This is a genomic window from Psychrobacillus sp. NPDC096426 (assembly GCF_044762745.1).
Classification (GTDB): Bacteria; Bacillota; Bacilli; order Bacillales_A; family Planococcaceae; genus Psychrobacillus.
This window is the reverse complement of record NZ_JBIWEX010000009.1, coordinates 19,194-32,724: the sequence shown is the minus strand read 5'-3', so window position 1 is coordinate 32,724 and position 13,531 is coordinate 19,194. Positions and strand designations below refer to the sequence as shown.

The 13,531-nt window shown below is 35.8% G+C and carries 12 protein-coding genes; 2 read left to right on the top strand and 10 right to left on the bottom strand.

The genetic code is table 11. From position 1 onward, the window contains the following. Window positions 1–32: 32 nt before the first annotated feature. Complete coding sequence (locus tag ACIQYS_RS09385; RefSeq protein ID WP_402978180.1) at window positions 33–479, bottom strand: OsmC family protein; 447 nt, start codon at window positions 477–479, stop codon at window positions 33–35. 87 nt (window positions 480–566) lie between these two features. Here ACIQYS_RS09385 and ACIQYS_RS09380 point away from each other — a divergent pair, with 87 nt between their 5' ends. Further along, window positions 567–935, top strand: coding sequence for a hypothetical protein (locus ACIQYS_RS09380; protein ID WP_402978177.1), 369 nt, complete (start codon window positions 567–569; stop codon window positions 933–935). A 42-nt stretch (window positions 936–977) separates the two neighbouring features. Here ACIQYS_RS09380 and ACIQYS_RS09375 read toward each other — a convergent pair whose 3' ends face one another. From ACIQYS_RS09375 to ACIQYS_RS09335, 9 genes are all read right to left on the bottom strand, one after another. After that, window positions 978–2,696 (bottom strand): FTR1 family iron permease, encoded by a 1,719-nt coding sequence (locus tag ACIQYS_RS09375; RefSeq protein ID WP_402978174.1) that lies wholly within the window; start codon window positions 2,694–2,696, stop codon window positions 978–980. Further along, on the bottom strand, window positions 2,674–3,948 hold the full coding sequence (gene efeB / locus ACIQYS_RS09370) for an iron uptake transporter deferrochelatase/peroxidase subunit (protein WP_402978171.1): 1,275 nt from the start codon (window positions 3,946–3,948) through the stop codon (window positions 2,674–2,676). The genes ACIQYS_RS09375 and efeB overlap by 23 nt, the downstream gene beginning before the upstream one ends. Before the next feature lie 5 nt (window positions 3,949–3,953). Continuing rightward, complete coding sequence (gene efeO / locus ACIQYS_RS09365) at window positions 3,954–4,805, bottom strand: iron uptake system protein EfeO (protein ID WP_402978168.1); 852 nt, start codon at window positions 4,803–4,805, stop codon at window positions 3,954–3,956. Window positions 4,806–4,933: 128 nt separating this feature from the next. Continuing rightward, window positions 4,934–6,478 carry a sensor domain-containing diguanylate cyclase gene (locus ACIQYS_RS09360; protein ID WP_402978165.1) on the bottom strand — a complete coding sequence of 515 codons (1,545 nt, stop codon included), beginning with the start codon at window positions 6,476–6,478 and terminating at the stop codon, window positions 4,934–4,936. A 133-nt stretch (window positions 6,479–6,611) separates the two neighbouring features. After that, window positions 6,612–7,319 (bottom strand): ABC transporter ATP-binding protein, encoded by a 708-nt coding sequence (locus ACIQYS_RS09355; RefSeq protein ID WP_402978633.1) that lies wholly within the window; start codon window positions 7,317–7,319, stop codon window positions 6,612–6,614. After that, window positions 7,312–8,100, bottom strand: a complete 789-nt coding sequence (locus ACIQYS_RS09350; protein WP_402978162.1) for an ABC transporter ATP-binding protein — start codon at window positions 8,098–8,100, stop codon at window positions 7,312–7,314. Before ACIQYS_RS09350 ends, ACIQYS_RS09355 begins: the two co-directional genes overlap by 8 nt. After that, window positions 8,090–9,040, bottom strand: a complete 951-nt coding sequence (locus tag ACIQYS_RS09345; protein ID WP_402978159.1) for a branched-chain amino acid ABC transporter permease — start codon at window positions 9,038–9,040, stop codon at window positions 8,090–8,092. The genes ACIQYS_RS09350 and ACIQYS_RS09345 overlap by 11 nt, the downstream gene beginning before the upstream one ends. 13 nt (window positions 9,041–9,053) lie before the next feature. After that, window positions 9,054–9,929: a branched-chain amino acid ABC transporter permease gene (locus ACIQYS_RS09340; RefSeq protein ID WP_402978156.1), complete on the bottom strand. Its 876-nt coding sequence runs from the start codon at window positions 9,927–9,929 to the stop codon at window positions 9,054–9,056. A 76-nt stretch (window positions 9,930–10,005) separates the two neighbouring features. Further along, window positions 10,006–11,184 carry an ABC transporter substrate-binding protein gene (locus ACIQYS_RS09335; RefSeq protein WP_402978153.1) on the bottom strand — a complete coding sequence of 393 codons (1,179 nt, stop codon included), beginning with the start codon at window positions 11,182–11,184 and terminating at the stop codon, window positions 10,006–10,008. Between the two features lie 450 nt (window positions 11,185–11,634). Here ACIQYS_RS09335 and pepF point away from each other — a divergent pair, with 450 nt between their 5' ends. Next, a complete protein-coding gene (pepF, locus tag ACIQYS_RS09330) occupies window positions 11,635–13,446 on the top strand; it encodes an oligoendopeptidase F (protein ID WP_402978150.1) in 1,812 nt (603 codons plus the stop codon). The last annotated feature ends 85 nt before the right edge of the window (window positions 13,447–13,531 follow it).

Here is a 13,531-nt window from a genome sequence, read left to right as displayed (position 1 = left end):
ATGCCCTCTATACGGTCAGAGGGCATTTTAGTTTACTTTTCCAAACGAACAGAAATAGTTGGTTCTAATTGTAATTCCACATTTCCTTGTATTGCACGACTAATCATACATGACTTTTCTGCTTTTTCGGCTAACTTCCTAGTCATCACTAAATCCTTTTCATTTTCGATAACGATTGTTGGACGATGGATTATCTTTTTATACGTAAACACACCATTTGTCACATCTACAATTGCAGTTGAATCCATATCCAATGACCGCTTCACGATTTTACTACGTTCTAGCATCGCTGCAAGTGTAATAATATAACAGGTTGCAGCTGCTCCAAGAAGCATTTCATCCGGGTTTGTACCAATTCCAGGACCATCCATTTCTTTCGGTATCGATATTTTCGTGTACAATTGTTTTGCCTGAATTTCTCCTACATCATTTCGATTACCTGGCCAGTTTGCTTTTAAATGAAAATAATGTTCTGCCATTCATATCATTCCTTTCACAAATAGTTCATATGTTGGAAAATAACTTGATTTCCAGTATGATTAGTAAATAGAAGGAAGGGAATTATTTTGCTGAAAAATTACAATAAAATTGCAGGTATTATGATAGTTTTGTCAATGTTCTTACTTATTTTAGGTGTAAGATATGTGCTTGGTCAAGATTTAGTCGTGATGAACTTCGTTGCGTTCGCTGCGTTTTCAGTAGCAGTAGGAGTTATAGCAGGCGCTACTCTGATGTATAGATTACACAAAGCTTTTTACATTTTTACATTAGGACTTGCAATCGGCTTCATTGAATTATTTCGCTCGTTTCTTGTCGGAAAGGAACAATGGGGTGATTTGGTCGGTATTCTCTCTTTATTCATTTTTACTTCATTCGGTTTAGTGATAGGTCTGATTGTTGAAGGTGTTTTGTATTTAATAAAGAAAAATAAGTAAAAAAGAAGTTTTTCCGCGATACTTGCGAGAAAAACTTCTTTTTTATTTTTTCCGAAGCATATTCCAAATGACTACGCTTAATAATAAAATCTGTGGAATAATCGTTTCCCATGTCGGATAGAAACCAATCGAACTAATAACTGGTAAATGGTCCACTATAGACATTGAAAACACACTTCTTAACTGCAACGTGTGCACACTGACCCCAATAATTTTGAATGCTAATACATAAAGAAGCACCGTCGCTACGATAAAGAAGCGATGTATAGGAATTTTCCCACTTACTTTCATTAAAACCACTGCAAAAATAGTTAATATAACTAATGCAATAACAATACCTAAGCTCAATTCGAGTGTCGACATTTTAGGTGCAATACCGGCATAAAAAATAATCGTTTCTGCCCCTTCTCTAAAAACAGACAGAAAACTAACAAAAGCCATCGATAAAATACTACTAGTAGAGATAGCATGATTCATTTGAGTTTGAATATATTTATTCCAAGCGTTAATGCTAGACTTATTATGTAACCACATTCCAACACCTATCATGAGAACTGCTGCTCCTAATCCAACGAACCCTTCCATTATTTCCCTGTTTGTACCTGCGGAAATCGTTTGAAGAATAGTGGAAAGAATGATAGCTGCTATCGCACTAACAACTAGTCCAGTAAAAGCTCCAACATAAATCCACTTCGTCTGATTTTCTTGATTTGCTTTCTTTAAGAAAGCAATTAAAGCAATTATAATAAGTAATGCTTCCAAACCTTCGCGAAGTAGGATTAAAGCAGAATCCCAATACGTATAACTTGAGGCTATTTGCATTAATTCAATCTCTTTTATAAATGAATTAACTGATGCAGTAACGCTTTGTTCATCCACTGTTTCTTTAAAAAGATCACTTACAAGCAACGGGATATTACTTTCAATCTTCGTATAAAGTCCTGCATTTTTAGTACGAATATCTCCTTCGACATTTGGCCAAATTTCAATAAACTCTACTAATTTATTGGCTGCGTCCTCATACGATGCTTCGCCAATCAAATCCTTGCTATCTTTCAGTAATCCAACTAAAGTAGCTAACGAGTAATTGCCTGTCGATCCCTGCACTTCTTTCCCAGCAGCAAAATCATCGATAGCTTTTATTAACGTATTGAACTGACCTTGAAGCTGGTCTACATCGAATTGCTCCTCCGCTAATGTAATACGCATAAACGCTAGTTGCGTTTCTATTTTTCCATAACTTGCAATATCAAGCTCTCGGACTGGACGTTCCTGTTTTTTCCACGAAGCGATAAATTTTTTGTATTCTACTAAAATAGTTGCTTGATCATTTGTAACAATAACATCATTTAATTTATCAATAGCTGATTGCATCTTTGTGCCAAAATTTTTTCTTTCAGCAATCTCATCTACTGGATTTTGCTCTTTTTCGAATGCTGCTAAACCCTTTGCAAGCATTTGTAAATTCGCTAAACGATCTTCCGCGTTTTTTGCTGTGGAAGCTTTTGTATAAGCATCGTTTATTTGTTTTACTGCTTCACTAGTTGAAACATTCATTTCTATCCATTGTTTTTCAAAGGATTCTAGTGCTTCTTTTGCTTTTGTGTCCTCATCTTTTTTGGTTTCCATTATTGCATCACTAATGGTAATATACAATTCACCAAAAGAAGTAGTTGCCTGAGCTGGCAAAGCATGTACGACAAATAACATACATACAGCCAATAATAAGATAGTTAATTTATGCTTTAAAAAGTGATTCACCGATAAAACTCCCTTTTTCAATACCAGGGAAACATGCGAAAATGGCACTGCCTCGATGGGTAATATATTCATTTAGTTTATCAACGCGACCTAAGCTATTTTGAATATTGATGAACTGCTTCGGATGCTTTTGAAAAGAAATAAACAATAGCCCAGCATCAAAAACACCTGTCTTTGGATCCATCCCACTCGAATAAGAAAATGATCTTCTTAGCATTCGATCTTTTACTTGCTTCGCTAAATGGACATGAGAAGTTATTGGAACGACTGGTTTTCCATTTGAATCTGTTCGATTAAGCTCCATATCTTCAAACTCGCCAGTTTTCCCTAATGGTGCCCCACTATCACGGTGACGCCCAAAAGTAGCCTCTTGATCGCCTAAGGCTGTACGATCCCAAGTTTCTAAATGCATTTGAATTTTTCTAGCTACTAAATAAGTTCCCCCAGTCATCCAAGGGACAGAGTCACCAGATTGAACCCAAACAACCTCGTTCATTTCATTCGCATTGGTGACATCAGGATTTCCCGTACCATCTTTAAAAGCAAATAAATTTCTTGGTGTTTGTTTTTTATTTTTTATCATCGGAATCGAATTGAACCCCGCCTGAGCCCACTTTAACGTTACCTTTCCGGAAGCTGCACGAATAAGATTTCGTATTGAATGAAAAGCAACTTGTGGATCATCTGCACACGCTTGTATACACAAATCTCCATTTGAATAATTTTCATCGAGTTGATCTTTCGGAAAATGAGGTAAAACTTTTAACTCTTCCGGTTTAAGATTCGCTAATCCTAGTTCAGGTTTCTCAAAAAGCGTAGAACCAACCCCAAAAGTGATCGTTAAATTAGAAGCAGAAAGACCAACAGCCTCCCCTGTGTCTTCAGCAGGGACATAAGTATTGGTTGTTCGATCTGCGATTTCTTCTCCATTCATCATTTTAACAGCTAACGGTGTCCACATTTGAAATAATTCTTTTAATTCTTCCTTCGAAGTGACGACTGTACTTAAAGAGGCAAAGTAAATGTGTTTTTGTACGCTTGTAGCAACACCAGACTGGTGATTTCCATAAAACAGTACTTTGTTAGACGCAGTTAGATCATCTTCGACTACTGAGTACCCTAGAGAACTCGCGACAGTATTTAAACCAGTTGCACCGATTACTACCCCGACTGTTCCAGCTCCCGCCAACTTCAGTAATTGTCTTCTATTTATCTTCTTTTTTAATAGACCGTCTGATTGGTTAGTGCCCATCTATCTCACTCCATGATGATTCCGATTTTACTTAATGGCTCACCTAATTGATTAACAGCTTCAGAAAGTGCTTTTGTATCTTCATTTGTTAGTTCTTCATAAGACACATATCCACCATTACCATCTTCATATTTGGCTAATAAAGCATTCATTTTTTCAAACTTTTGATCTAATTCACTAACTAGCTTTGCATCTTTTTCTTTTATTTTGTTTTTTAAGATTGTAAATATTTCTTCTGCACCTTCAATATTAGCTTTAAAATCATATAAGTCTGTATGAGAAAAAATTTCTTCTTCACCTGATATTTTAGAGGTAGAAACTTCATTTAATAAATCTACTGCTCCAGTAATCATAAGATTTGGTGTAACATCTACTGTTTCTACTCGTGCACGCAGCTCTTTTGCATCTTTTAATAACTGATCCGCAGTATCTTCATATCCAACAGTAGTATTTTCAACCCATAGGCCATATTCTATTTTATGGTAGCCTGACCAATCTTTTTCCGTTTTTCCTTCATCCTCTAAATCCGCAAGTCTTGCGTCGATTCTTGGATCTAAATCTCCGAAACTTTCTGCAATTGGTTCAGCTCGTTCAAAATACATTCGCGCATTTGGATAAGTTATTTTCGCTTTTTCGATGTCTCCAACTTTAACAGCTTCCACAAATTTTTCTGTTTCCGTTACAAATGAATCCATCTGGTCTAATGCAAATGATTTATAGTTATCCATTTCTTTATTTAAATCAACTGCTTGTCCAGTTGTATTCTTATCCTCAGTAGCTTTCTCATCGGCATTTCCACATGCTGTTAATAATATACTCGTTATAAATAATGAAGAAATTAATGCGTTCTTTTTCATATTTCATCCTTCTTCCCATTGATATGTTCATGTAATAATGATAATCATTTTCATTTATATGTCAATATTAAATTACAAAAAAAAGGCTTTAGCAATTTTTCGCAAAAGCCTTTTCATTTTTCAATTGTTTAATTAGAAATTACTGTCTTGTTTCGACCTTCTGATTTGGCCATATATAAAGCCTCATCCACTCGATTCACAAGTTCACTGACGTTTTCTTTATTTGCCTTATACTCCCCAACACCAGCAGAAATCGTCATCTTTCTGTTCATCGGAAGTACACTATTTTCTATTTCATTTCTAAATTTTTCTGCTAGAATATATGCCTCATCTAAAGAGCAATTTGGTAATATGATAATAAACTCTTCTCCACCAAGTCGGACACAAACATCCTTTTCCGAAACATTTGACATCATTTTGCTTGCTAGAAACTGTAATGTCTCATCGCCTGTTTGATGACCAAATTGATCATTCACCTGTTTAAAATGATCAATATCAATGCTAATGATAGAAAAAGAATTGTTCTGTTCCAATAATTCAGCAAAGAATAACTCAGAATATCTTCTATTTTTCAAACCAGTAAGCGGATCTGTTAACGACAAATCCTTAAAATTAGCAACCATCTCTTCTTGAAGTTTTCGATAACTCTCCATTGTTTCTGTCAATTGCTTTGCTTCGAAATACCATTTTGAAATTTGTAATTTTTCTACAGATACATCTTCTAAGTGAGAATTCATCGTTGAAATCGCTAAGTTTTTCAAAGGTGAAGCAAGTTTTTCCGATAATAAATATGCTAACATAAAAAATAAAATTACAAATGGAAGTGAGTAAAAAAACATTTTCGTCATGATCCCACTTAGCGGTTGTAGACTACTTGCATAAGGGGTTTGGGAAACAACTCCCCACTTACTTTCTGGAATATATGAATAGCCAGCTAACAAATGTACACCTTTTGTATTATATATTTCTTGAGCTCCATTTTTTTTATTTAATATGCTTTGAATCGCACTATTTTCACTTACATTTTCTCCTATTCTTGTTTTGTCTGGATGATAGATTAATGTGCCTTGCTCGTCCACTACAAAAACATAGGAGCCATCTTCACTAAAATGCTCCGCTAAAATATTTTGAATGAAATTATCTTCTTGTAAATATATAGTCCCATTTAACATACCAAGATATGTATTCGAATCATCAAATAACGGCGTGGATACGAGTATTAAAAGCCTACCTGTCATGGCTTTATATGGTTTCGTAATAATGCCTTCTTTTTTTTGTAGTGCTTCTTTTACCCCTGGTGATTCGATTTTTTTGCCTGTAATACCTACATTTGGTGAGGTAGCTATAGCGACACTATCTTTTCCAATAACAGAAAGTGAATTGAAATTTTTGCCGCTTATTAATAACTGATCTAGAATTTTCGTTAGTTCCTCTGGGTTATCGATATGTTCAATTACATCAGGCTTTCTTGCATCTAAATTTGCTTGCATTGCCTTAAAAACTTCTTCGGACATTTTCGATAGTTTTAGTGCATACACTTCGTTTTGCTCTAATGATTTTTCTATTAAACTTTTCTTTGTAACTAGATAACTAGAGAAAAGGGAGCTACTTAGTATGGCTATCATTGTAAAAGTGGTCAGTGTGAGTATCCAAAATCGGAGCGTTTTGTTCATTTAATCTTCCCTTTCAAAAAGCATTCCAAGTGATTATACCATTTGAACAACTACAATATTACCCTCTCAATGAATATTTTTCTAATAAAAAAACTTTCACTAAGTTAATAGAACCTAGTGAAAGTTTTGTTTATTAATGCCCACCTAAATATGCTTGACGCACTTCTTCACTTGTTTGTAAATCTCGTGCAGCACCGGATAGAACAACTTTACCGGTTTCGATCACATACCCACGACTCGCTACAGAAAGGGCCATATTTGCGTTTTGTTCGACTAATAATACCGTTGTACCATCACGATTAATATCTCCAATTACTTCGAAGATTGTTTTAACCATTAAAGGAGCTAATCCCATCGATGGTTCGTCTAGTAATACGAGTTTCGGTTTTGCCATTATAGCACGACCCATTGCAAGCATTTGTTGCTCTCCACCGGAAAGAGTACCCGAATGTTGTTTCTTACGCTCTAAAAGTCTTGGGAAAATCTCATACACTTTTTGCATATCACGATGAATACCAGCTTTATCTTTGCGCAGAAATGCACCTAATTCTAAGTTTTCTTCTACTGTAAGATTAGCAAATACTCGACGTCCTTCTGGAACATGTGATATACCAGCTTTAACAATTGATTGTGCTTGTTTACCGGAGATCGATTTATCTAGAAATTCGATTTTTCCTTTTTTAGGTTTTAATAGTCCCGACAATGTTTTCAACAATGTACTTTTCCCAGCGCCATTTGCACCAATTAACGTTACAATTTCTCCTTCATTTACTTCAATTGACACATTTCTAAGGGCTTGAATGTTCCCGTAAAATACATCTATATTTTCCACTTTAAGCATCGACATCGTGAACTTCCTCCCCTAAATAAGCCTCAATAACCTTAGGATGGTTACGGATCTCTTCTGGTGATCCTTCCGCAAGAAGCTGACCATGGTCGAGTACATAAATTCGTTCACAAACACCCATAACTAAATTCATATCGTGTTCGATGAGTAAGATAGTCAAATCAAACTTATGTCGAATAAACGCGATTAAATCCATTAAATCCTTCGTTTCTTGCGGATTCATTCCTGCTGCCGGTTCATCTAGCAAGAGAAGTTTAGGATTAGCTGCTAATGCACGAGCAATTTCTAATCTTCGTTGCTGCCCGTACGGTAAGTTTTTTGCCAGTTCATCCTTGTACTTGTCTAAATTAAATATTTTAAGAAATTCAATCGATTTTTCTTCCATTTCTTTTTCACCAGTAAAATGGGAAGGAAGTCGTAAAACAGAACTTAAAATGGAGTGCTTAGCAATTGAGTGATAAGCAACTTTTACATTATCCAGTACCGAAAGTTCATTAAAAAGACGAATATTTTGGAATGTACGGCTAATCCCTTTTCTAGTTACTTTGAACGGAGGTAACCCGTTAATTCGCTCTCCATTAAATAGAATGTCACCTTCAGTAGGTATATAGACGCCTGTTAGTAAGTTAAAACTTGTCGTTTTACCGGCACCATTAGGACCAATTAGACCTACTAACTCCCCTTCTCTTAATACCATATTTAAATTTTGTACAGCTTTTAGTCCACCGAACTGTATTCCTGCATTTTTCACTTCAAGTAACGGCTTATTTTCCATGTTGACCGCCTCCTTTTGGCGTTCTCCAAAGCTTGAAATAATCCGTAATTTCCATCGTACCCATTAATCCTTTCGGTCGATACAGCATTACCAAGATTAATACAAGACTATAAATAATCATACGTGTTTCTGGATAACCTTGTAGGTAAGTAGAAACGACTGTCAATAAAATAGCTGACAGTACTGCCCCTGAAAGACTTCCTAATCCGCCAAGAACTACAAATATTAATATATCAAATGACTTTAAGAAACCGAATTGACTTGGTTGTATGATGTAGAAATTATGAGAATATAATGCTCCTGCAACACCAGCAAAAAAGGAACCAATTGAAAAAGCAATTACTTTATAATACGTCGTATTAATACCCATTGCATCTGCGGCAATTTCATTTTCCCGAACGGAAATGGAAGCAATACCGTGTCTTGAGTTCGTAAAGTTTACTATTACTAAAATAGTAATAACTAAGCATAGAAATGCATACGTCCATGTTGTTAAATGAGACACTTGCATACCTGCAGCTCCACCAACAGCATCGATGTTTAAGAAAACAATTCGAATAATTTCTGCAAAACCTAACGTAGCAATTGCTAAATAATCCCCTTTTAATCGTAAACTAGGAATTCCAACAACTAACCCAGCTAAAGCTGCTACTAAACCTCCTACAAGAATTGCAACTATAAATGGAAGCTGTAGTTTCATAGTGACTATGGCAGAAATATAAGCTCCTACTGCTAAAAACCCTGCATGACCTATAGAAAACTGTCCTGTAATACCAATTACCAAATGTAGGCTGACTGCTAAAATAATGTTAATGGCTATAAATATCAGTGTATTAGAATAAAATTGATTCATCATTCCATTGGAAATGAGGAACTGAACCACCGCGTAAACTAATACCGCTGCAATAATAAATGGCCAAAACTGTTTTGACTTTTTCATAATTATGTACCACCTACACTTTCTCTCGTGTATTTTTACCAAAAATACCAGATGGTCTAAAAATCAGAATCAGTATTAAAATGACGAATGCTGCAGCGTCTCTCCATAAAGAGAACCCTAGCGCACTAACGATCGTTTCAACAACTCCGAGTACCAATCCACCAACCATTGCTCCAGGAATTATTCCAATCCCTCCAAGAACTGCAGCAACAAACGCCTTCACTCCTGGTATAACTCCCATCAACGGATCGATTTTTGTATAATATACACCGAATATAACTCCTGCCGCACCAGCTAAGGCGGAACCAATTGCGAAAGTTGCAGAAATGGTATTATCCACATTAATACCCATTAATTTAGCGGCTTCTGTATCATGAGAAACAGCACGCATCGCTTTTCCAGTTTTCGTTTTGTGAACGATAAACTGCAATAAAATCATTAAGACAACAGAAACAGATAAAATAAGAATAGATTGAACACTTATTTGAGCACCGAAAAATTCAAATGAACGATTTGAAAATACATCTGGATACGCTTCTGGTTGAGCCCCTCTTATATAAATAACACCATATTCGATCAATAAAGAAACACCGATTGCTGTGATCAGCGCAGCAATTCTCGTTGCATTTCGTAAACGTTTATATGCTATACGTTCAATAATTACTCCGAATAACGCACACGCTGCCATTGAAATAATAAGTGCAGGAAAAAACCCTAACCCAAAAACGGTAATCGAATAAAATCCAATAAAAGATCCAACCATGAACACATCACCGTGTGCAAAGTTAATTAATTTAATAATTCCATATACCATCGTATATCCAAGTGCGATTAATGCATATATACTTCCGAGTGAAATACCGTTTATTAATTGCTGTAACCATTCCATGAAGTTTCACTCCTTAAAAAAATAATCTGGTTTGGAAATAAAAAAGGAGGGATCTCAATCCCCCCATATTTTAATATTAAGGATTAACTTTCGTCATGAATTTTTGCTGTCCATCAACGAATTCGATAATAGTAGCAGATTTAATTGGATGATGAAATTCATCAACAGAATATAATCCAGTAGCTAAGTCTAAATTATCTGTAGACTCAATCGCTTCTTTAATTTTTGTTCCATCTAATGATTCAGCTCTTTCAATTGCATCTTTCAATAAATAAACTGAATCGTATCCAAGTGCATGGAATGAGTTAGGTGCTTTACCGTACTTTTTAGTAAAATTGTCAGCAAATTCTTTTGCTTTTCCTTCTGTATCTTCTGCTGAGTACGCAGTAATGATATATGTGTTGTTTAATGCTTTTGCTCCTGCTAGGTCAACGATTGTCGGAGAGTCCCAACCATCAGCACCCATCAAAGGAACCGTAATCCCTAATTCACGCGCTTGCTTTACAATTAAACCAACTTCTTCATAATATCCTGGAATAAAAACGAAATCCGGATTAGAGCCTTTAATACGAGTTAATGTAGAACGGAAATCAGTATCTTTTGCTACATATGATTCTTCCGCAACAATAGTACCTCCAGCTGCTTTAAAATCTTTTATAAAAGACTCTGCAAGTCCTTTCGCGTAATCACTAGCATTGTCTGCATAAACCGCTGCAGTTTTAACTTTTAATTCGTTTGCAGCAAAGTTAGCCGCGACAGTTCCTTGGAATGGATCGATAAACGCTGTACGGAATGTAAATGGATTTACTTTGCCGTCCTTTCCAACTGTAACAGTTGTACTAGTCCCTGAAGGTGATATCATTGGCGTTTTCGTATCAGTTGCAATTTGTACTTGTGCCACTGAGTTACCACTTGTTGCTGCACCGATGATAGCTACAACTTTATCTTGCGATGTTAGTTTGATAGCAGCATTTGTTGCTTCAGCTGCATCCGATTTATTATCTACTTTAATAAGTTCTATTTGTTTCCCATCAATTCCACCCGCAGCATTGATTTCCTCAATTGCTAGATCAATCGCATCTGCCTCTGATGAACCGTATGATGCTACAGCTCCTGAAAGCTCGAGGTTGGCCCCTATCTTAATTGTGTCCCCTCCGTTTGAACTACTACCTTCTTCCCCCGCTCCACATCCAGCTAGTATCCCAACTAGTAGAGAAGAAGCAAGGAATAGTGAAGCAAATTTTGATTTCTTCATAATAATAAATCCCCCTTGTTTTAATTTGATTATTCTGAATTTATAAGTCGTACTACTTACTATTCTATTTTTTTAGCAAGTAATTGTTCAGAATCTTTCAAATTGTTAGTGTGAACAATCTCATTGTAAAACAAAGTTTAAATTCAGTCTACATTAATTTTTCGTTTAGTTCTAAAAATTCAGAAATTACATTAGAATAATATTTTGGTCATGCACCTAAAATCTTTAAACAAAGGGCTTTCATTGGTTTCACCTTAACGGTATTCAGAAAATATTCTATTTCCGATTTTACTTAGAAACATGTATTTGAGCGGATTATTTTATCATTAAGACTAATATATTAGGAAAAATTCGGTAATATAAGGAATAAGTGATTATTTTTACTTTTCATATTTTGTTAGGTATACTAGAAATTAGTTCGGCATCCGCAATAAAAAGGAGAGATGAGAAATGGTACAAAAGTTACCTAATCGAGACGAAGTAAAAGTGGAAGAAACATGGAATTTAGCTGATTTGTTTGCAACCGAAGAAGATTTTACAAATTCATTAGTAGAAATTGAGCAAGACGTTCAGCTATTTGCAGAAAATTATAAGGGAAAAGTTAATAGTCCTACCATAATAGTAGAAGCGCTAACCGATTATACAACTATTTATGAGAAGATTGTTCCAGCAGGGACATATGCTAGTCTATCGCTTAGTACGGATCAAACAAACACTATCGCACAACTGAGAGCAAATAAATATAGTTCACTTGCCGCTAAAATTAGTAGCGAACTTTCTTTTTTAAGAAGTGAATTAGTAGAGCTACCAGACGAAATAATCTTAGAAGCATCTATGCTTGCTCCATCTTTACAGAATTATTTAGATAAGTTATTGAAGAAGAAAAAATATCAATTGCATCCAGAGGTAGAGAAAACACTTGCCGCATACTCTGCCTCCTTTAATGCGCCTTATAAATTATATAATACGACAAAAATGCAGGATATCTCTTTCGATAACTTTGAAGTAGGTGGAAAATCATATCCATTAAGCTATGTATCTTTTGAAAATGATTGGGAAGCGGAATCTGATCCAGCTATTAGACGAGCTGCATTCCAATCTTTTTCAGCAAAGCTCAAAGAATACCAACATACGACGGCTATAACGTATGATATGCATATACAAATGGAAAAAACGACTGCCGATATTCGCGGATATGAATCTATTTTTGATTATCTACTATTTGATCAAGAGGTAGATCGCACCCTATATAATCGCCAAATTGATTTGATCATGAACGAACTTGCGCCGCATATGCGCAAGTATGCAAAATTGCTTCAAAAAGTGCATGGCTTAGAAAAAATGACATTTGCCGATTTAAAAATTTCACTCGATCCCACTTTTGAACCTACCATTTCGATAGAAGAATCGAAGAAGTATATAGATGATGCATTAGCTGTAATGGGTGAAGAATATTTGGAGATGGTGGATCGTGCGTATAAAGAGCGCTGGATCGATTTCGCACAAAATACTGGAAAGTCAACAGGTGCATTTTGTTCTAGTCCATACGGTAATCATCCATACATTCTTATTTCTTGGTCAGCTAGAATGAATGAAGTATTTGTACTTGCGCACGAACTAGGACATGCGGGACATTTCTACCATACAAATAAAGAACAAACGATTTTTAATGCGAGACCTTCTTTATACTTCATCGAAGCACCTTCCACGATGAACGAGATGCTTGTAGCCAATCATTTACTTAAAAGCTCGGATGATCCGAAGTTTAAACGTTGGGTTATCTCATCCATCGTTGCTCGCACGTACTATCATAATTTCGTGACGCATTTATTGGAGGCTGCTTATCAACGAAAAGTATACGATCATGTTGATCAAGGTTTGAACGTCAATGCACAAATTTTGAATGAATATAAACGAAGCGTGTTGGAAGCGTTTTGGGGTGATGCGGTAGAAATTTCAGAAGGTGCTGAACTCACTTGGATGCGTCAACCACATTATTATATGGGGCTGTATCCATATACGTATAGTGCCGGCTTAACGATTTCTACACAAGTCGCAAAGCGTATCTTAAACGAAGGACAAGTTGCGGTGGATGAGTGGACAAATGTGCTTAAAGCAGGCGGTACAAAATCACCTGTAGAACTTGCTAAAATGGCTGGAGTGGATATTACGACAGAAGAACCATTACGTGATACGATAGCCTATATCGGCTCACTTATTGACGAGTTAATCACTCTAACAGATGAAATTGAACACAACTAAAAGAACAAAAACCCAGGCACCGTCCTACCCTTACAGATAAGTCGGAATGTTACGCATAATAGGGATAATGGGTCTTAAGGGAGTT

What these genes read in the sequence shown, in the direction of transcription:
- efeO (WP_402978168.1), bottom strand. Translation starts at nt 4,805, where the DNA reads ATGAAAAAGAACGCATTAATTTCTTCATTATTTATAACGAGTATATTA.
- ACIQYS_RS09360 (WP_402978165.1), bottom strand. Translation starts at nt 6,478, where the DNA reads ATGAACAAAACGCTCCGATTTTGGATACTCACACTGACCACTTTTACA.
- pepF (WP_402978150.1), top strand. Translation starts at nt 11,635, where the DNA reads ATGGTACAAAAGTTACCTAATCGAGACGAAGTAAAAGTGGAAGAAACA.
- ACIQYS_RS09345 (WP_402978159.1), bottom strand. Translation starts at nt 9,040, where the DNA reads ATGAAAAAGTCAAAACAGTTTTGGCCATTTATTATTGCAGCGGTATTA.
- ACIQYS_RS09385 (WP_402978180.1), bottom strand. Translation starts at nt 479, where the DNA reads ATGGCAGAACATTATTTTCATTTAAAAGCAAACTGGCCAGGTAATCGA.
- ACIQYS_RS09350 (WP_402978162.1), bottom strand. Translation starts at nt 8,100, where the DNA reads ATGGAAAATAAGCCGTTACTTGAAGTGAAAAATGCAGGAATACAGTTC.
- ACIQYS_RS09355 (WP_402978633.1), bottom strand. Translation starts at nt 7,319, where the DNA reads ATGCTTAAAGTGGAAAATATAGATGTATTTTACGGGAACATTCAAGCC.
- ACIQYS_RS09340 (WP_402978156.1), bottom strand. Translation starts at nt 9,929, where the DNA reads ATGGAATGGTTACAGCAATTAATAAACGGTATTTCACTCGGAAGTATA.
- efeB (WP_402978171.1), bottom strand. Translation starts at nt 3,948, where the DNA reads ATGGGCACTAACCAATCAGACGGTCTATTAAAAAAGAAGATAAATAGA.
- ACIQYS_RS09335 (WP_402978153.1), bottom strand. Translation starts at nt 11,184, where the DNA reads ATGAAGAAATCAAAATTTGCTTCACTATTCCTTGCTTCTTCTCTACTA.